At 37.1% G+C, this 16,358-nt stretch carries 21 protein-coding genes; 10 read left to right on the forward strand and 11 right to left on the reverse strand.

The window, feature by feature from the left end:
- Positions 1-273: 273 nt before the first annotated feature.
- Positions 274-1,176 (forward strand): WD40 repeat domain-containing protein, encoded by a 903-nt coding sequence (locus AC1RJ8_RS15240; protein WP_492954660.1) that lies wholly within the window; start codon positions 274-276, stop codon positions 1,174-1,176.
- Here AC1RJ8_RS15240 and AC1RJ8_RS15245 read toward each other — a convergent pair.
- Complete coding sequence (locus AC1RJ8_RS15245) at positions 1,173-1,877, reverse strand: carboxypeptidase-like regulatory domain-containing protein (RefSeq protein ID WP_492954659.1); 705 nt, start codon at positions 1,875-1,877, stop codon at positions 1,173-1,175. The two genes, AC1RJ8_RS15240 and AC1RJ8_RS15245, sit on opposite strands and share 4 nt — an antisense overlap.
- A gap of 37 nt (positions 1,878-1,914) precedes the next feature.
- Positions 1,915-2,700 carry a C40 family peptidase gene (locus AC1RJ8_RS15250; RefSeq protein ID WP_492954658.1) on the reverse strand — a complete coding sequence of 262 codons (786 nt, stop codon included), beginning with the start codon at positions 2,698-2,700 and terminating at the stop codon, positions 1,915-1,917.
- Between the two features lie 110 nt (positions 2,701-2,810).
- Here AC1RJ8_RS15250 and AC1RJ8_RS15255 point away from each other — a divergent pair, with 110 nt between their 5' ends.
- Together AC1RJ8_RS15255 and AC1RJ8_RS15260 are read left to right on the forward strand one after the other, a co-directional pair.
- Complete coding sequence (locus AC1RJ8_RS15255; protein ID WP_057932517.1) at positions 2,811-3,260, forward strand: universal stress protein; 450 nt, start codon at positions 2,811-2,813, stop codon at positions 3,258-3,260.
- A gap of 192 nt (positions 3,261-3,452) precedes the next feature.
- Positions 3,453-3,824, forward strand: coding sequence for a P-loop NTPase family protein (locus tag AC1RJ8_RS15260; RefSeq protein WP_492954657.1), 372 nt, complete (start codon positions 3,453-3,455; stop codon positions 3,822-3,824).
- A 51-nt stretch (positions 3,825-3,875) separates the two neighbouring features.
- On the opposite strand, the gene AC1RJ8_RS15265 is transcribed toward AC1RJ8_RS15260, so the two are convergent.
- Positions 3,876-4,226 (reverse strand): 4Fe-4S dicluster domain-containing protein, encoded by a 351-nt coding sequence (locus AC1RJ8_RS15265; RefSeq protein ID WP_025143125.1) that lies wholly within the window; start codon positions 4,224-4,226, stop codon positions 3,876-3,878.
- 78 nt (positions 4,227-4,304) lie between these two features.
- Between AC1RJ8_RS15265 and AC1RJ8_RS15270 the strand changes: the two genes are divergently transcribed.
- The 7 genes from AC1RJ8_RS15270 (at position 4,305) to AC1RJ8_RS15300 (ending at position 11,108) form a co-directional block, all read left to right on the forward strand.
- Positions 4,305-5,321, forward strand: coding sequence for an acyl-CoA reductase (locus tag AC1RJ8_RS15270; protein WP_492954656.1), 1,017 nt, complete (start codon positions 4,305-4,307; stop codon positions 5,319-5,321).
- Positions 5,322-5,388: 67 nt separating this feature from the next.
- A complete protein-coding gene (locus AC1RJ8_RS15275; RefSeq protein WP_057932355.1) occupies positions 5,389-5,592 on the forward strand; it encodes a hypothetical protein in 204 nt (67 codons plus the stop codon).
- A gap of 1 nt (position 5,593) precedes the next feature.
- The gene (locus tag AC1RJ8_RS15280; protein ID WP_029278680.1) at positions 5,594-6,277 is read left to right on the forward strand and encodes a cell division ATP-binding protein FtsE; all 684 of its coding nucleotides are present in this window, start codon (positions 5,594-5,596) and stop codon (positions 6,275-6,277) included.
- A 128-nt stretch (positions 6,278-6,405) separates the two neighbouring features.
- Positions 6,406-6,987 (forward strand): nucleotide exchange factor GrpE, encoded by a 582-nt coding sequence (locus AC1RJ8_RS15285; RefSeq protein ID WP_029278681.1) that lies wholly within the window; start codon positions 6,406-6,408, stop codon positions 6,985-6,987.
- 89 nt (positions 6,988-7,076) lie between these two features.
- On the forward strand, positions 7,077-8,237 hold the full coding sequence (dnaJ, locus tag AC1RJ8_RS15290) for a molecular chaperone DnaJ (RefSeq protein WP_029278682.1): 1,161 nt from the start codon (positions 7,077-7,079) through the stop codon (positions 8,235-8,237).
- A gap of 782 nt (positions 8,238-9,019) precedes the next feature.
- Positions 9,020-9,745 (forward strand): DUF72 domain-containing protein, encoded by a 726-nt coding sequence (locus AC1RJ8_RS15295; protein WP_492954655.1) that lies wholly within the window; start codon positions 9,020-9,022, stop codon positions 9,743-9,745.
- Between the two features lie 448 nt (positions 9,746-10,193).
- Positions 10,194-11,108 carry a Ppx/GppA phosphatase family protein gene (locus AC1RJ8_RS15300; RefSeq protein WP_492954654.1) on the forward strand — a complete coding sequence of 305 codons (915 nt, stop codon included), beginning with the start codon at positions 10,194-10,196 and terminating at the stop codon, positions 11,106-11,108.
- A gap of 56 nt (positions 11,109-11,164) precedes the next feature.
- Here AC1RJ8_RS15300 and AC1RJ8_RS15305 read toward each other — a convergent pair whose 3' ends face one another.
- The 8 genes from AC1RJ8_RS15305 to AC1RJ8_RS15340 form a co-directional block, all read right to left on the reverse strand.
- Positions 11,165-11,842, reverse strand: a complete 678-nt coding sequence (locus AC1RJ8_RS15305; protein WP_492954653.1) for a hypothetical protein — start codon at positions 11,840-11,842, stop codon at positions 11,165-11,167.
- Positions 11,843-11,894: 52 nt separating this feature from the next.
- Positions 11,895-12,461 carry a Maf family protein gene (locus tag AC1RJ8_RS15310; RefSeq protein WP_492954652.1) on the reverse strand — a complete coding sequence of 189 codons (567 nt, stop codon included), beginning with the start codon at positions 12,459-12,461 and terminating at the stop codon, positions 11,895-11,897.
- A 69-nt stretch (positions 12,462-12,530) separates the two neighbouring features.
- Entirely contained in the window at positions 12,531-12,920 is a 390-nt protein-coding gene (locus AC1RJ8_RS15315; protein WP_492954651.1) for a DUF4890 domain-containing protein, read from the reverse strand.
- Between the two features lie 105 nt (positions 12,921-13,025).
- A complete protein-coding gene (locus tag AC1RJ8_RS15320; RefSeq protein ID WP_492954650.1) occupies positions 13,026-13,856 on the reverse strand; it encodes a universal stress protein in 831 nt (276 codons plus the stop codon).
- A 424-nt stretch (positions 13,857-14,280) separates the two neighbouring features.
- The gene (locus tag AC1RJ8_RS15325) at positions 14,281-14,808 is read right to left on the reverse strand and encodes a KdsC family phosphatase (protein WP_492954649.1); all 528 of its coding nucleotides are present in this window, start codon (positions 14,806-14,808) and stop codon (positions 14,281-14,283) included.
- A gap of 71 nt (positions 14,809-14,879) precedes the next feature.
- Positions 14,880-15,122: a Fe-S cluster assembly protein IscX gene (iscX, locus tag AC1RJ8_RS15330; RefSeq protein ID WP_057932363.1), complete on the reverse strand. Its 243-nt coding sequence runs from the start codon at positions 15,120-15,122 to the stop codon at positions 14,880-14,882.
- Between the two features lie 98 nt (positions 15,123-15,220).
- A complete protein-coding gene (locus AC1RJ8_RS15335; protein WP_029275355.1) occupies positions 15,221-15,553 on the reverse strand; it encodes a 2Fe-2S iron-sulfur cluster-binding protein in 333 nt (110 codons plus the stop codon).
- Between the two features lie 40 nt (positions 15,554-15,593).
- Entirely contained in the window at positions 15,594-16,358 is a 765-nt protein-coding gene (locus AC1RJ8_RS15340; protein ID WP_492954648.1) for a Rossmann-like and DUF2520 domain-containing protein, read from the reverse strand.

Here is a 16,358-nt window from a genome sequence, read left to right on the forward strand (position 1 = left end):
CAAAATCTTATCTATTAACTGGAGTAATAATTTTGATATTATATTTATTTAGAGTACACATTGGTGGCTTTCTAATTGAAGTTTTTCAGTAATTTAGCAATACCTCGTTTAATAACAAACGATCAAAGCTCAAACTTTCCATAAGCAAAAATTAAATAGTAAAGACCAATTCACTTAAAAATTCACATAAAGGAATGGGCTACAAGACTCGAAGATATAGATCAGCTTTACACCTTCCCTCCTTCCAACCCTCAACCTTCCAACCTCCGCACCATGCTCAAACACCTGCAAACCCTTCCCGGACACCAAAACCCTGTATATGCTTTAGCCAATTCGGATGAGGATGGTATATTTTTTAGTGCAGGAAACGATAAGGGTGTTGTAGAGTGGTCGTTAAATACCATGGCTTTTGTAAAGGTTAAAATGCCGGTACAGAGTTCGGTATATTGTTTACACTATTACAATCAACAACTATTTATCGGTGAACGAAGTGGTGCATTTAGCGTTTATGATTTTAATGATCAGAAAGTAATTGCAAGGATCAATGCACATACCAAACCCATTTTCAACATACAAACCGTGCAGGATAAAAATGAACTTCTAACCACTGGTGAAGATGGAACGGTTGCGGTTTGGTCGTTAGTAGACTTTACAGAGATTTACCGTTTTCAGGTGGCTTACGATACGGTTAGGGCTATTGCAATTGCACCTAACGAAAGTGAAGTGGCCTTTGGTTGTAAGGATCACCTGATCAGGATTTATAACCTTGCTGATTATAGCTTGAAACAATCGCTGGAGGGGCATTCATTACCTGTTACTTCTTTGGCATATCATCCAACTGGTAAATACTTAATCTCGGGCAGTAGGGATGCACAGTTAAAAATATGGAATCTGCCCAATTATGAGCTTAGGGAAACCATTCCGGCACATATGTTTACTGTTTACGATATTGCCTTTCACCCTACCCTGCCTTATTTCGCTACGAGCAGCCAGGATAAAAGCATCAAACTCTGGGATGCAGAGAACTTCAAATTATACAAAATTTTAAGCTTAGAGAAAGCAGGTATCGGGCATACTCATTCCATCAACAAGATCATATGGAGCCATGATGGCAAATACCTCATTTCTACAGGAGATGACCGGCAGGTAATGGTTTGGGAGATGGGACAGATTTAACCTATCCATTTAGTAGTTGGGTAATTAGTAATAGCAAATCCACCTAAAATAGATTGATCCATCTTCATTTTAACAAAAATAACATCATTTTTACCGAGATTTACTTTTAGCTCTTTACTTTCAAATCCAATATACCTGATATCCAGAATTATTTTATCCTTAAACTGTTTTCTGTCCAACTTTAATTCAAATTCTCCATTTCGATCAGTAGTTGTTCCAATCTTTGAATTTTTAACCCTGATAGTCACGGCAATTAGCGGTAATTTATCACCTTTATCAATAACTTTACCTCGTATGGTAACAAAATCATCTTCAGTGTTTTCTTTTAAAACACCATCTTTTAGAGATTTCTTATTATCTGTCTGAAATGTAGGATATGATGAGGAAATATTTGCATTAACCAATTTTGGAAAGCTCAAAAAAGCCAGCAAAGATGCAGCAATCAGGTTTTGTTTAAATCTATTGAGTCTATAATTCTCTTTCACACTGATTAAACGATCAAGCTGCTCAGGCTTAAATCTTCCACAGCTACCTCCTTTATTTTGGTTAAACCAACGTTTCAGTTCAGTATCAGTAAAGCTCGTAAAGTCTATTACAGATTTCTGGCAGGAACTGCAAAATTTCCCGTTTGAATCAGCTTGCATTCCCGCCCACTCTTCATGACAGGGATTTGAGATTTGAATTTTAAATTTAGATGGCATAAAAAATGTATCTTTTATATAGGATACATTTCGGCTACTATTCCACAAAACGTTTGATAATTCTCAATTTGTGCGAATATTTTCCTAATTCTTTATTAAAAATGCCCTGGTCATCAATCGGATCGATTTTTACCTTGGCTGAGGAGTGGATAATTTCGTTAGGACTTAACATAATGCCTACATGGGTAATTCTGCCTTCATCGTTATCAAAAAAAGCAACGTCACCAGCCTTACATTCAGCCAGAAAGCCAACCAGTTCACCTTGCTCTGCCTGCTGTGAGGCATCGCGGTTTAACTTAATGCCTAACATTTTAAATACAGTTTGTACAAAACCAGAGCAATCTAAGCCAAACAAATTCCTTCCACCCCATAGGTACGGGATATTTTGAAAAAATTTTGCCGTTTCGGTAACTTTATCGGTAAAATCTACAGCACTATTGTCGTATGCTTCGAAATTCAGTTTAAATTTTTCCTCGCCAGCATAACAAAAACCATCTTTTAAAAAAGGAAGGTTACTTGCCGGACTTAAATGATATGAACTTCCATCAGCTGCTGTTAGCACATTATTAAAACTTAATGGAGCAAGCAATTTACAATCGTGCATTGCTGCAAACTGGCCTTGGGTAATGGGGGCCAATTGCCTGAAATCCATCCAGCCTTGGTAACCATCATAGCCATTTTGAATGAGCCACCAGCGTTCCTCCTTCTGAATAATTTCTACATGATCGCCGAATAAAAGTTGCGAAACAATTTCTGCTTTATCTGATGCATCAGCTCTTAAGGGCGCTACAGCAACCCTACAAATACCGTATTGATTTTCCATTTAAATATGCTCGTGTAACTATTGTAAAACTAATAAAATACATCCATTGCCTAACATTTTGCACACAAATTTGTTATTTTTATGATGATCACCTTTTAAATATGCTCGCCATGAATTTTAAAAAAATATTAATCGCCGTTGATAATAGTACCTGCTCGGAAAAAGCGGCAAAAGCCGGTTACGACATGGCTGAAAAATTTGGAGCAGAAGTAGCACTGGTTAACATTATCGAACCTATCCCTGCTAATGTAAACCCCGATTTAACTTTGGCACCGGTATTTTTAGAAACCTATGATAACAGTGAAGAAAACAGCCACATTTTGCTCAAAGAAATGGAGACGAAATATAGCAAAGGTGCAAAAACCACTTATTTAAGTGTTGTTGATACCGCAGCGCATGGTATTATCCAACAATCAGACGAGTGGGGATCAGATTTAATTGTTATTGGCACTTATGGACGTACGGGCTTGTACCATTTTTTAATGGGAAGCGTTGCCGAACACGTGGCGAGAAAATCTGCTTGTCCGGTTTTGATTATCCCTAATAAATGCGATGTTTGAGCTAAAATCAGTTCAAACAAATGAAAATTCACATATTTGGAGCTTCTGGTTCTGGCGTAACTACGCTGGGCAAAGCCCTGGCAAAAAAAATTAAACCTCACCTATTTTGACAGTGATGAATACTTCTGGATACATACAGATCCTCCATTTACAACAAAACGAAATCCTAAGGAAAGAAATGACCTTATAAAAATGGCTTTAGCAGGAAGTGATCATTGGGTTTTTGGCGGCTCAAGTGTGAGCTGGGGCGATGGTATTTTTCCAGAATTCGATCTGATTGTATTTCTTTGGCTTCCACCAGAAGTGAGGTTGAACAGATTAAAAAAAAGAGAATTTGAACGTTATGGTTTTGTAATTTATCAGGATCCTGAAAGAATAAAAAAGTATCAGGATTTTATCGAATGGGCAACTAATTATGATATTGATCCGATTAAATCCGGCTTCTCAGGCAGGTCGTTAAAAGTACATGAGGATTGGATTAAAGATTTAAACAAAGAAGTTTTACAGATTAGAGGTGATTTTACTGTTGAAGAAAGAATAAAAAAAATTATAAACTTTCTATAAACTAAAAAAGGCACCAAATGGCGCCTTTAATATCTAAATATTTTATAAAGCTTATCCTTCCTGATGTAACCAAGCTTTCTTAGCTAATAATTCTTCTTCTGTTTCGCGGATATCTTCATCATCTACGCAACAATCTACCGGGCAAACTGCCGCACATTGAGGTTCATCATGAAAACCTTTACACTCTGTACACTTATCGGATACAATGTAATAAACTTCATCCGAAACTGCTTCCTGAGCTGCATCAGCTTCAATTTGTTGATTACCAAAATCAATGATACCATTTAAATTTGTACCATCAGAAAAACGCCATGCAGTACCGGCATCGTAAATTGCGTTATTAGGACATTCTGGTTCGCAAGCCCCACAATTTATACACTCATCTGTTATTTTAATCGCCATGTTTTCGTCTAATTCTTTTGCTTAGTTTACCTTTGCGCTGCAAATATAAGATATAATCACTTAATAATAATTCTAAATATGTCAGCATTAACTCAAGAAAAAGTAATAATCGCGTTCAACAAACTGGGTAAATTGCTTACAAACCCTACTGACATACTAGGAAATGCATTTTATAGTGCCGAAAGTACTAATGCATGGTTTACTGCAGAAAACATAAAAAAATCGATTTTATCTTTTGCTGAAATGTTAAATGAGGCTGATTTGGCCATTTGGTTCAAATCAGTTAAGTTTAGTACCTCCCCTAAAAAGATTGGTTTAATCCTGGCAGGGAATATTCCACTGGTGGGTTTACATGATGTTTTAAGTGTATTGGCCACAGGTAATATTGCTTTAATCAAACTTTCTTCGGCTGATGATAAATTAATAAAAGCCGTAATTGCCGAACTCGTCAAAATAGAACCTGCTTTTCAGGATAAAATAGATTATGTAGAGCGCTTAAAGGATTTTGATGCTGTAATTGCAACCGGAAGCAACAATTCATCCCGCTATTTCGATTATTATTTCAGTAAAGTGCCCAACATTATCAGAAAAAACAGGAACAGTGTTGCAGTTTTAGATGGTTCGGAAAGTTTCGAGGACATTCAAAATCTTGGTAACGATATTTTTGATTACTTTGGCTTAGGCTGTAGAAATGTTTCTAAAATCTATTTTCCAAAAGGATATGACATTGCTAATTTTTACGAGGGTATAGAAAGTTTTCAACCTATTATTAACCACTTTAAATACAATAATAATTACGATTACAATAAATCTATCTATCTGGTTAATGCGGCTAAACACTTCGACAATGGCTTCTTATTATTAAAAGAAGATGAAAGCCTGACATCCCCTTTGGCTGTTCTCTTTTATGAAGAATACGAGCAGCTGCAAGCGCTTGAAGATAAACTGAAAAACCAATCAGAAAACATTCAATGTGTGATTAGCAAATCGCCTTTAAGTTTAAACACTTTCGGTTTTGGCCAAAGCCAGCACCCTAAACTTTGGGATTATGCAGATAATGTAAATACCGTTGAGTTCTTAAACAACCTAAATTGAATTTCTAGAATTAGTGTTTCAGCTTTCTCCTTTGGTCTTTCAGCTTAAATAGCTACTTTTGGACACAATGTATATCGTTAAAGTTAAAGGCATAGCCAAAATTCCAGATTACGTACAGTTAAGAGATGACAAGTTTACACTTTTAGCTTATTTTAGGGTTGACAGACCTGATAAATCGCTGGAAAAACTCGGACTTGGCGACAAGCAAGAATACATTATGGAAATGGTTAAAGATTTGCCTTTCGGGCAGATTGCAAAATTAGAAATATAATATGGCAGGCAACTCAGTAATTCATTTAAGCAATGTTGATGTTTTTCAACAGAAACATCTAGTCCTCTCAAACGTAAATTTACACATCGAAAAGGACGAATTTGTCTTCCTGATCGGCCAAACAGGTTCGGGTAAGAGCAGTTTGCTTAAAATATTATATGGCGACTTACATATTGGTAATGGCGAAGGTAATATTGCTGGTTTCGACCTTAAAAACCTGAAAGAAAGTCAGGTGCCTTTTTTACGCCGTAAATTAGGTGTAGTTTTCCAGGATTTTCAATTGCTTACCGATAGAACCATTGAAAAAAATCTTGAATTTGTGCTTAAGGCAACAGGTTGGAAAGACGAAAAACTAATTAACGAACGCATTAAAGATGTTTTAGACAAAGTTGGTTTACGTTCTAAAATCAAAAAAATGCCACACGAAATTTCTGGTGGCGAGCAGCAACGTATTGTTATTGCAAGAGCTTTGTTAAATGATCCGGAAATTATTCTTGCCGATGAGCCTACAGGGAATTTGGATCCGGAAACATCAGAAGAAATTGTAACCCTTTTAAAACAAATTAGCCAGGCCGGAACTGCGGTTTTAATGGCTACACACGATTACCATATCATCCGTACTTTCCCTTCGCGCATTATTAAATGCGAGAATGGAGTTGTGCACGAAGATGCGCAAATTGTATAAAAAATTCTGACATCCGTCAGCTAATCAGCCAATCTGTTCAGATAAATACAAATAAATCTGACAGCTTGGCTGATTTCAGTTTATGGCAAAATAGTTGAGATCAACACAAAAAAATTCAGCCCAGTATTATGTTTAATAAGAAGAAAAATAACGATAAAGAAGAAAATATAATGAATCCTGAAAATACATCAGAAAATACTGCTGAGAATGTAGAGAATACTGATGCTCCTATTGCTGAAACTGAGCAGGCGCCCGAATTATCTGCAGAAGAAAAATTGCAAGCGGAAGTTCAACAGCTTAACGACAAATATTTACGTTTATACGCTGAATTCGACAATTATAAACGTCGTACACAAAAAGAACGCGTAGAATTATTGCAAACCGCTGGTAAAGATGTAATTGTTTCACTTTTACCTGTTTTAGATGATTTCGACCGTGCATTAAAAGCAATGGAAACTGCTGCTGATGTTGCCCCGGTTAAAGAGGGTATTTTATTGGTAAGCACAAAGCTAAAAAACACTTTAGCACAGAAAGGATTGAAAGATGTAGAAAGCATCAGTCAACCTTTCAATACCGATTTCCACGAAGCAATTACCAATATCCCTGCTCCTAGCGATGATCTTAAAGGGAAAGTGATTGATGAAGTTGAAAAAGGTTATACCTTAAATGATAATGTAATCCGCTTTGCTAAAGTTGTAGTTGGAGCGTAAGAAATAATTATTGAATGATTGAATTTTGAATGATTGAATTAACATTCCCTCATTCCTTCACTCAATCATTTAATCATTTTATAAAGAAGATGAGTAAAAGAGATTATTACGACGTATTAGGCGTAACTAGGGGCGCAGCCGCTGATGAGATAAAGAAAGCTTATCGCAAGATGGCAATTAAATATCATCCGGATAAAAATCCGGGAGATAAAGCTGCTGAAGATAAATTTAAGGAAGCTGCCGAAGCTTACGAAGTTTTAAGCAGTCCCGATAAAAAACAACGTTATGACCAATACGGTCATGCGGGTGTTGGCGGCGCAAGTGGCGGCGGTTATGGCGGTGGCGGCATGAACATGGACGATATTTTCAGCAATTTCGGCGATGTATTTGGTGGTCACAATCCTTTCGAAAGCTTTTTTGGTGGTGGTGGCGGCCAGCAACGCGGCGGTCGTCGTGTAGCCAAAGGCTCTAACCTACGTATCAAAGTTAAATTAACACTAGAGGAAATTGCACATGGTGCAGAAAAGAAAATCAAGGTTAATAAACTAATTGTTTGTAAAACCTGCGATGGTTCTGGTGCTAAAGATAAATCATCGGTAAGTACCTGTGGTACCTGCGGCGGTAGCGGCCAGGTGCGTAGAGTAACCAATACTATTTTAGGTCAGATGCAAACAGCATCTACCTGCCCTACCTGTAACGGTAGCGGTCAGCAAATTACCTCAAAATGTACAGTTTGTCATGGAGACGGTGTTGTACGTGGCGAAGAAACCATTACCATCAATATTCCTGCTGGTGTAAGTGAAGGTATGCAGTTAAGCATGAGTGGAAAAGGAAATGCTGCACCTAATGGCGGTATCCCAGGCGATTTAATTATCTTAATTGAAGAAACGCCACACGAAACCTTAAAACGCGAAGGCAACAATATCGTTTACGATTTACATTTAAGCTTCGTTGATGCTGCTTTAGGAATGAGCATTGAAGTGCCAACAATTGATGGTAAAGCAAAAATCAAAATCGATCCGGGTACACAAAGCGGAAAATTATTACGCTTAAAAGGTAAAGGTTTACCAGAAGTGAATTCTTACCATAGAGGTGATGAGATTATCCACATCAACATCTGGACTCCAAAAGCTTTAAGTAGCGACGAACGTAATGCTTTAGAGAAATTACGTGAATCGCCAAACTTTAAGCCTCAACCGGGTAAAAATGATAAGAGTTTCTTCGAAAGAATGAAAGAATACTTCGAGTAATTAATTAAATATAAATTGAAAAACCGATGTCGCAAGCATCGGTTTTTTTGTTTTAATGCAAATTTTCATGCTGATCCGATTTTATGAAGTCAGATGTTACGATCTGACTGTATACTATTCCAGTAAATTTGGATAATTGATCTTTCCCGTGTCAGATGGTAACATCTGACACCACGGGTATTTAGTGAAGTCAGATATTACCATTTGACTATAAAAACCATTCCAGTAAACTTGGATAATCCATTTTTCGCCGTACCAGATGGTAACATATGACGCCAGGGGTATTTAGTGAAGTCAGATGTTACCATCTAACTATAAGAACCATTCCAGTAAACTTGGGTTAATCCATTTTTGCCATATCAGATGGTAACATATGACACCACAGATATCTGAACATAAATTGCTTACTTTTTTGGGTTACATATCCATAAAACCGGTATTAATTTCAGAACATGAACGAACTCGCTACCGCTTTCAGAAAGTACCCAATAGCATCGGTAATATTTGCATTGTATTTAATTGGTTGGATTTCTCCGGTCCTGATTGAGGTTTTCTTTGCTTCGACAAAAAACGCATCGCAATTAAAAAACAATCATTCACCGTTTGCCGGATTTTTAACACTTTCAATTTTCTACTTGTTAATTACGTTAATAATAGGTTTTGTAACCAAGAGAAATAACTTCTATTTAAAGTTATCCGGTTATATTGGTAGCTCATTAATTATTTTTAGCGGCATATATAACGGATAATAAACCTTTTCATTTATAGGCTGTTTTCTATACATGAAATGGAGAATTGGTTGCTCAGGCTTCTATTATCGTGAATGGAAAGAGATTTTTTACCCAAAAGGTTTGGCACAAAAAGATTGGTTTAAATATTATTGCGAACATTTTAATACAATAGAGATCAATTCTACTTTTTATAAAATGCCAACTCAAAAATCGTTCGATAAGTGGTATAATGAAAGTCCGGGTGATTTTTTATTTACAATTAAAGCGCCACGGTTAATTACACATTATAAACAGTTCAATGAATGTGAACAACTCATAAACGATTTTTACGAGGCCATTCAAATCGGACTAAAAGAGAAATTGGGATGTGTACTGTTTCAGTTTCCACCAAAGTTCGATTATAGTGCAGAACGGCTAAACCTGTTGATCGAAAATTTAAGGCCTGATTTTAAAAATGTGGTAGAGTTTCGCCACATCAGTTGGTTTAATGAAGAAATTTATAAAAACCTCGCTCAAAACAACATCATATTCAGCGGCCAAAGCTACCCTTCTGCCCTACCTGCTGATGCAATTCAGAATGCAGAAACTGTGTATTACCGTTTCCACGGGAAGCCTGTATTGTATAAATCAGAATATGATATAAATACGATTAAGGGCTTCAAAAATCAGATTAAAGATAATGTTAATGAAGTTTTTGTATACTTTAACAATACCTGGGGAGTTGGGGCATTACATAATGCGAAACAGCTCCAGGATTTAACGCAACAGGTTATTTAGTGAAGTGGGATGTATCCTAACTGTTCAGGTAAAACTAAGTAGCAACTCCAGTTATTTTATTTTTTTGCCGTGTCAGATGGTAACATCCGACTACACGGAAATTACACACAATAACAAACAAGTAGATTTTGGAAAGCAATTGCAATACTCGTACTAAAGCTAGTCGGGCTATACGCTGTAGTCCCGATGAAAAATCGGGAGCTGCCGCCGCTATCCCGTTTATTAACCTGGGTTTGTGCTACTATTTATGGAAACCTCGCAAGAGCGTAAACTTATAAGCCACTTGCTATCATGCCAAACCAACAGCAACTGAAAAATAAACCTGATGGCGATGGTATTTCGCTCTACTACCCTTAATTTAGCATCACATTAACGTAATTTAATGGAGAGCAGGAAACAGTTACCAAAGAACCATTGCAAAGCTTTCCAAAATACAAAAATATAAACTATGCGCATTGCAGTTATCGACCTGGGTACGAATACCTTCCATTTACTTATTGCTGAAACAACAGGAAATCAGCCCGAAATTTTATACAAAACCAATGTTCCGGTTAAATTGGGCGAGGGAAGAATTAACGACAATATTATCATTCCTGCAGCCTTTGAAAGAGGCGTGAACTGCCTTAAAACGTTTAGCTATACCATTGCTGAATATCAGGTTGATGTGGTTAGGGCCACAGCTACTTCGGCGGTTAGAAGTGCAGAAAACGGGCAAGATTTTGTTGATGCTGTAAAAGAAAGGACCGGAATAAGCATCGAAACGATTAGCGGCGATGAAGAGGCTGAATTAATTTACCAGGGTGTAAAACTGAGCGGAGCAATTACAGAGATATCTTTGATTATGGATATTGGTGGCGGAAGCGTAGAATTTATCTTATGCGATAACGAAAAACTGATCTGGAAAAAAAGTTACAACATTGGAGCAGCGCGTTTAATGCAACAGTTCTTTAAATCAGATCCCATAGCCAGCGATGAAAAGAATGCCATTTTATTTCACATTCAAAATCAACTGGCAGATCTTTTCGAAATCTGTGAAAAATACCATCCAGAAATTTTAATCGGATCTGCGGGGGCATTCGAAACATTTGCCGAGCTTATTATTAGAAAAAACAGGTTAAAAGCAGATATTAACACGGTCAAAACTTTCGCGTTCAATTTCGAAGACTACATTGCAACTTCGATCAAACTACTCAATGCTATGCATAAAGAACGGGCCGAAATGCCAGGTATGATCCCATTAAGGATAGATATGATTGTGATTGCGGCACTAATTACCAACTATGTATTGGGCAGAGCAAAAATAAACCGTTTAACACTCTCTACCTATGATTTAAAGATGGGGGTTTTGGCCAGCATGATATAAAAAAATGATCCATACGGATATGGATCATCGAGAGATTAGCGTATATTAATTTAGGATTATTTCTTCTTAATTGAGGGGATTACCATTCCCATGATCATGGGCTCAGCCTTATTAAGCTTAAAGCTGCTTTGTTTTTCTTTAGAAAAATCAATGGTCAAAAATGCCCTATACCTCATGCTTTCAACCACTAATTTATTATTGTTTAGATCAAATTTGTTATCTAAAGTGATTTCATACCGCCCGTTTTTATCGGTTAATGCAAAAAATTTGGTGTCAAGAATGGCTAATCTTATGCCTGCAGCAGGTTTATTGTCGGCACCGATAACGTAACCGTATATTTTTTTTGGTACAACGAGTTTTTTATCATCTGTTTTGTGGTTTATACTTCTTGTTATTTCAATCGGCATTTTCAAATTTTCTGCCCTGGCATCCATCACAAAAATACTCATCCCTATGGCGAGTACACCAAGATATTTCATCCAGTTTCTATTGTTTGTTGACACAATAGCTAAATGGTAGTTGAGCTGGTTTAATTGAGTTTGGCTCAGGCGACCGCATACAGACGAACCTGCATTTGCCAATACATTAATGATTTCGGCATTTGTGTAACCTGAGAAATCGATTACATTTTTGCTGCAAGCCTTACAATAATTAAAACCTTCACCTTTTTCCATTTCATCCCAGTTTTGCAAACAAGGTTCTGCTATGGTAACTTCGTTAATTCTCGTTTTCATCGTGGTTGTTTTTAGAGATGATGAAACTTTTAAGAGAATTCCACAAGGAGTTTTAAATAAATTTCAGAAGCTCGTTATAAAGCTTTTCAGTTGGAAGCCCCATTACATTAGTATAAGAGCCTTCAATCCGTTGTACCACTACGATACCCCACCAATCTTGCACGCCGTAACTTCCAGCCTTATCAAAGGGTTTATAATTATCGATATAGAAGTCGATTTCATCAGCTGTAACTGATTTACAGTAAACTTCTGTCCTATCGTAAAAAGAATGGATTTTATCGCCTTTAACAAGTGTAACACCTGTAAAAACTTCATGCCTGCTTCCCGATAGCTTTTTTAACATTTCCTGCGCATGCGCCCTATCTTCGGGTTTGCCCAAAATTTCTCCTTTTAAGGCTACAATGGTATCAGCTGTAATCACTATTTCACCGTTAGCGGTAAAAGCCTTAGCTTTCTGTTCCGAAATATAAACGGCAATTTCTGCGGGACTTAAATTTGGTGGGTAACTTTCGTCTACATCTTTTAGTTCGACATTAAAATCTAAGCCCATAAGGGTTAAAAGTTCCTGTCTACGCGGCGATTTAGATGCTAAAATAATGGGAGGGAAATTGGCAGGCATATTTTATTTTTTTGCTAAAATAAGAAAAGCGACATAAAGCCGCTTTTCTTATTTGATATTTTACCAGGATTAGTTATTTCCACCACCTTGTCTACGTTTTTCCATTTCGGCACGTTGCTCTTTTTGCCAAGCTTCGTAAGTTTTTTTCTGATCGTCTGTTAATACTGCAGTTACTTTTGCATCATTGTCAGCACGCATCTTTTGCACTTTCTCTCTCATTGCATCTCTATCGCCACCACCTTGCATTTCTTCACGCATTTTTTTCATGGTTTCTGCCTGCTCGGTAAAAACAGTGGTCAATTTTGTTTTTTGATCATCAGATAATTTTAATTTTTCGTCTAACTGTTTTACTCTCTCTTCAGGTTTCATCATCATTCTACCTTGCCCACCACCTTGTTGCGCGTTAGCGAAACCAGCTATACCTAGCATTAATCCGCAAATCATCATTAATTTTTTCATGTTGTTCTTTTGTTGTTTTTGGTTGAAAATTGAGCTAATTGGAGTGCAAAAGAAAATAAAAGTTTAACGGCGCTATGTAACTTAGCTGTTGCAAAATCCAGTTTATTAATCTTTCAACAATAACACCGGCACATGCGATTTAATGGTTAGCTTTTGAGATACACTTTCATGCAATAAGCTTTCGAAAAAACTATATTTCTTAGGCAATGCGATAATTAACTGAGCTTCTTCGCTTTTAGCAAATTTTACTATTCCTTTAATGGCATCAGGATGATCAGCATAGTGATAAGCTGGAGAAAAATCTTTGAGCATTTCGTGTAAAAAGTGTTCTTCCTTCAAGTCAATCACATCACCAGAATTGATATTAAGCACCAAAAGTTCTAAGGCATGTTTGCTTAAAATATTTTTAAGTGCATGCATGGGAATCACCTCTTTAACCTTTTTAAAATCGCAGGCCAAAATGGCTTTACGGATCGACTGATAATCGGCCTTAGGTGGAACAACCAAAACCGGAACCGGGCTCGATTTAGAAATTTTAATCGCATTAGAACCGATATCGCTTTCATCTTTCGCTTTTTTACCATTACTACCGATAATAATGAGTTCGATCTCTTCCCTATTTACCCGATCGATGATAGAACGTAAAATGGTTTCTCTCGTAAGGTAAACTTCTATTTCTGCCTTGGGATTGATTTCGAGCATTTTTATCTTAAGTTTTTCCAGTGCTTCGAGCCTTCTCGTCATTTCATCGGCGATATGATCATCTGTGGTAACAATTAAATCGGGGGTTGGCAGAATGCTTTCGTATGCTGAAACATAATAGGCATTAAGCAGTATGATTTTGGAGTTCGTCATCGCAAAACTCAGCCTGGCGGCATATTTGGCTGCGTGATCTGCTGTTTTCGAAAAATCTACTGGTACAAGGTATGTGCTCATGTGACTAAATTTAATATTTTTTACATTAATAAATTAATCAATCGATTGATTAATTTATTAATGTAAATTTCGCATATAATCTGGTGTATTGCAAATTTTAATGTCTGAGATTTATAATCTTTGATCTTCTCTAAAGATGTTTCGATTCTAATAAGGGTGACGATAACTTGGCCGTCATTTCGACTGTGGCACTGCGGAATGGAGAAATTTTTAACTTAATTAGCTATTTGGATGAATGACGAAAAGATCTTTCGACTCCCCTCTTGATGACAACTCGTAAAGAATTTTACCAGCCGAATTCGCTATGCTAGGATTAGGTAACTAAAAATCTATTTGCCTGAAAGATCCTGAAACAAGTTCAGGAAGACGATGCGTTATGGCACCTGTACTAATTCACTAATGAACCAATGGCTATTGAACCAATTTACATACCCGAATCGGCAGCATTTGGATTTTCATCATGCCATCTGCCCTGTACTTTCATTACTTTTTCGATAATATCGCGGACAGCGGTTTTGCCTCCATTGTAAGGAGAAATGAATGTAGATATCGCTTTTATCTCTTCTACTGCATCAGCCGGGCAGGTTGGAAGGCCTACCAATTTCATTACTTTTAAATCAGGAATATCGTCGCCCATGTAGAGCACTTCTCCTGCAGTAATGTTTTTATCCTGAAGATATTGATTAAAAATGGCCACCTTATCTCCTGTTCCGAGGAAAACATCAGTTACACCCAGATTGAAAAAACGCTTCCCCATAGCAATACCATCTCCACCAGATATAATACAGATGTTATATCCTTTTTTAACCGCCAACTGCATTGCGTAACCATCTTTAATGTTAAAAGTGCGCAACGACTGCCCATTATCAGTAACCTGAACTGATCCATCGGTAAGCACACCATCTACATCAAAAATGAAAGTGGTGATCTCTTTTAGTTTTTGTAAAAACATTCGCGCGTTTGGCGTTTAGGGTTAAGCGTTCGGTACTGAATCTGAACTGATGACTCCGAACTCAGGACTAATTATTGATTATCTCTCCACTCGTAAACCCAGGCAGATTGAATTTGCTCTAAATGGCCTTCACTGCTTTCTTCGCGGGTGCCTTTAAAGTTTGGCAACGCTAAAACCCATTCTAAAAGTTCGGTAAAGCGGATACGGTAGATTTTGGCTTCTGTAAAATCATCACCAAATTTCTCATATAAAGACATTGCAATATCTTCGTAATCGTTCCAGTAAAAAGGTAAAGCAAATTTATCGTTGTTCATGTTGTTTTGTTGTTGGTTAATTATTTGAATTGGTTAATCGGTTAACGGTTTAAATTGGCTAATCGACTCCCGACTGAAGACTTCGGACTCCAGACTAATTAGTGTCCCATAAAGTCAGACTGATCTGGAATGGTAACTTCGATATCGCCGTTAATTACCACACATTGGCAACCTAAACGGGAAGTAATTTTCGGACGAACAGCTCTATCGATAAAGTCTTCTTCTTTATCAGAAATCTCTTCGATATTATCCATACCTTTTGTTACGTATACATGGCAGGTACTGCAACCACAAACACCACCACAGTTGTGCTGTAATTCGATTCCGTTATCCAGACAAACATCTAAAACAGATTCTCCCGCTGCTATTGGTAATTCAATAGATTCGTGATCTGCTTCTTCAAAATTTATTTTTAGTTTAAAAATGCTCATAATTATTTTGCAAAAGTAAGAAGCAAAAGCCGTAATTATGCTATTTCAGCGTTAATTTTATGCTATCGCTCAATGTTTGATAAATGTTCTGCAATTCGGGCATATCGGTTAACATGCTCAAATGCTTATTTAAAGTGCTTTCGTCAGCCCTAACTGCCGGCCCAGTCTGCACATTTTCAGGTAGATTGCCCATTACCTTATCGGCTGTTTCGGCAATTAACGGCCTGATGATTTCAAAATCCAAACCGTTCTGACTTAAAATTTTATTCGCCAGAGCATATAGGTGATTCGGAAAATTACAGGCAAATACTGCTGCAAGGTGTAATACTTTTCTTTTCTCTCCACCTAACTCATATACTTGACGGCTAATTTTAGCTGCCAGATTCTTCAAAATTGCCAATTGATTTTCATCGCTCGCTTCGATACAAAGCGGGATATTTTCAAATGAAACCGCTTTATCTTTCGAAAAAGTTTGCAAAGGATAAAAAACACCTGCTTTTTTTACCTGTGACGATAAAATATTAATATCGGTAGTTCCGGAGGTATGCACCACCAAACCGCTTACATTTTTTAATGATTTGGCTATGGTTTCAATGGCATCATCCTTTACCGAGATAATATATAAATCAGCATGCTGTTTAACCTCATTTAAATCGTTTACAGCTTCGGTCGCTATCAGACCACCCAATAACGCTGCATGGTTAAGGTTTGGGCTGTACACTTGTACTACATCTTCACCTATGGCTTTTAATGCTTTTGCTAAGTGTGTGGCAACGTTTCCCGAACCTAATAAAACAACCTCCAT

Source organism: Pedobacter sp. GW822-FHT03F06, assembly GCF_058801365.1.

Bases quoted from the DNA above. Each gene is read 5' to 3' on its own strand.
- AC1RJ8_RS15255 (WP_057932517.1), top strand. From the start codon at position 2,811: ATGAATTTTAAAAAAATATTAATCGCCGTTGATAATAGTACCTGCTCG.
- AC1RJ8_RS15240 (WP_492954660.1), top strand. From the start codon at position 274: ATGCTCAAACACCTGCAAACCCTTCCCGGACACCAAAACCCTGTATAT.
- AC1RJ8_RS15320 (WP_492954650.1), bottom strand. From the start codon at position 13,856: ATGAGCACATACCTTGTACCAGTAGATTTTTCGAAAACAGCAGATCAC.
- AC1RJ8_RS15280 (WP_029278680.1), top strand. From the start codon at position 5,594: ATGGCAGGCAACTCAGTAATTCATTTAAGCAATGTTGATGTTTTTCAA.
- AC1RJ8_RS15245 (WP_492954659.1), bottom strand. From the start codon at position 1,877: ATGCCATCTAAATTTAAAATTCAAATCTCAAATCCCTGTCATGAAGAG.
- AC1RJ8_RS15295 (WP_492954655.1), top strand. From the start codon at position 9,020: ATGAAATGGAGAATTGGTTGCTCAGGCTTCTATTATCGTGAATGGAAA.
- AC1RJ8_RS15335 (WP_029275355.1), bottom strand. From the start codon at position 15,553: ATGAGCATTTTTAAACTAAAAATAAATTTTGAAGAAGCAGATCACGAA.
- AC1RJ8_RS15265 (WP_025143125.1), bottom strand. From the start codon at position 4,226: ATGGCGATTAAAATAACAGATGAGTGTATAAATTGTGGGGCTTGCGAA.
- AC1RJ8_RS15300 (WP_492954654.1), top strand. From the start codon at position 10,194: ATGCGCATTGCAGTTATCGACCTGGGTACGAATACCTTCCATTTACTT.
- AC1RJ8_RS15270 (WP_492954656.1), top strand. From the start codon at position 4,305: ATGTCAGCATTAACTCAAGAAAAAGTAATAATCGCGTTCAACAAACTG.
- AC1RJ8_RS15275 (WP_057932355.1), top strand. From the start codon at position 5,389: ATGTATATCGTTAAAGTTAAAGGCATAGCCAAAATTCCAGATTACGTA.
- AC1RJ8_RS15260 (WP_492954657.1), top strand. From the start codon at position 3,453: ATGGCTTTAGCAGGAAGTGATCATTGGGTTTTTGGCGGCTCAAGTGTG.
- AC1RJ8_RS15310 (WP_492954652.1), bottom strand. From the start codon at position 12,461: ATGCCTGCCAATTTCCCTCCCATTATTTTAGCATCTAAATCGCCGCGT.
- iscX (WP_057932363.1), bottom strand. From the start codon at position 15,122: ATGAACAACGATAAATTTGCTTTACCTTTTTACTGGAACGATTACGAA.
- AC1RJ8_RS15315 (WP_492954651.1), bottom strand. From the start codon at position 12,920: ATGAAAAAATTAATGATGATTTGCGGATTAATGCTAGGTATAGCTGGT.
- AC1RJ8_RS15325 (WP_492954649.1), bottom strand. From the start codon at position 14,808: ATGTTTTTACAAAAACTAAAAGAGATCACCACTTTCATTTTTGATGTA.
- AC1RJ8_RS15250 (WP_492954658.1), bottom strand. From the start codon at position 2,700: ATGGAAAATCAATACGGTATTTGTAGGGTTGCTGTAGCGCCCTTAAGA.
- AC1RJ8_RS15305 (WP_492954653.1), bottom strand. From the start codon at position 11,842: ATGAAAACGAGAATTAACGAAGTTACCATAGCAGAACCTTGTTTGCAA.
- AC1RJ8_RS15340 (WP_492954648.1), bottom strand. From the start codon at position 16,358: ATGGAGGTTGTTTTATTAGGTTCGGGAAACGTTGCCACACACTTAGCA.
- dnaJ (WP_029278682.1), top strand. From the start codon at position 7,077: ATGAGTAAAAGAGATTATTACGACGTATTAGGCGTAACTAGGGGCGCA.
- AC1RJ8_RS15285 (WP_029278681.1), top strand. From the start codon at position 6,406: ATGTTTAATAAGAAGAAAAATAACGATAAAGAAGAAAATATAATGAAT.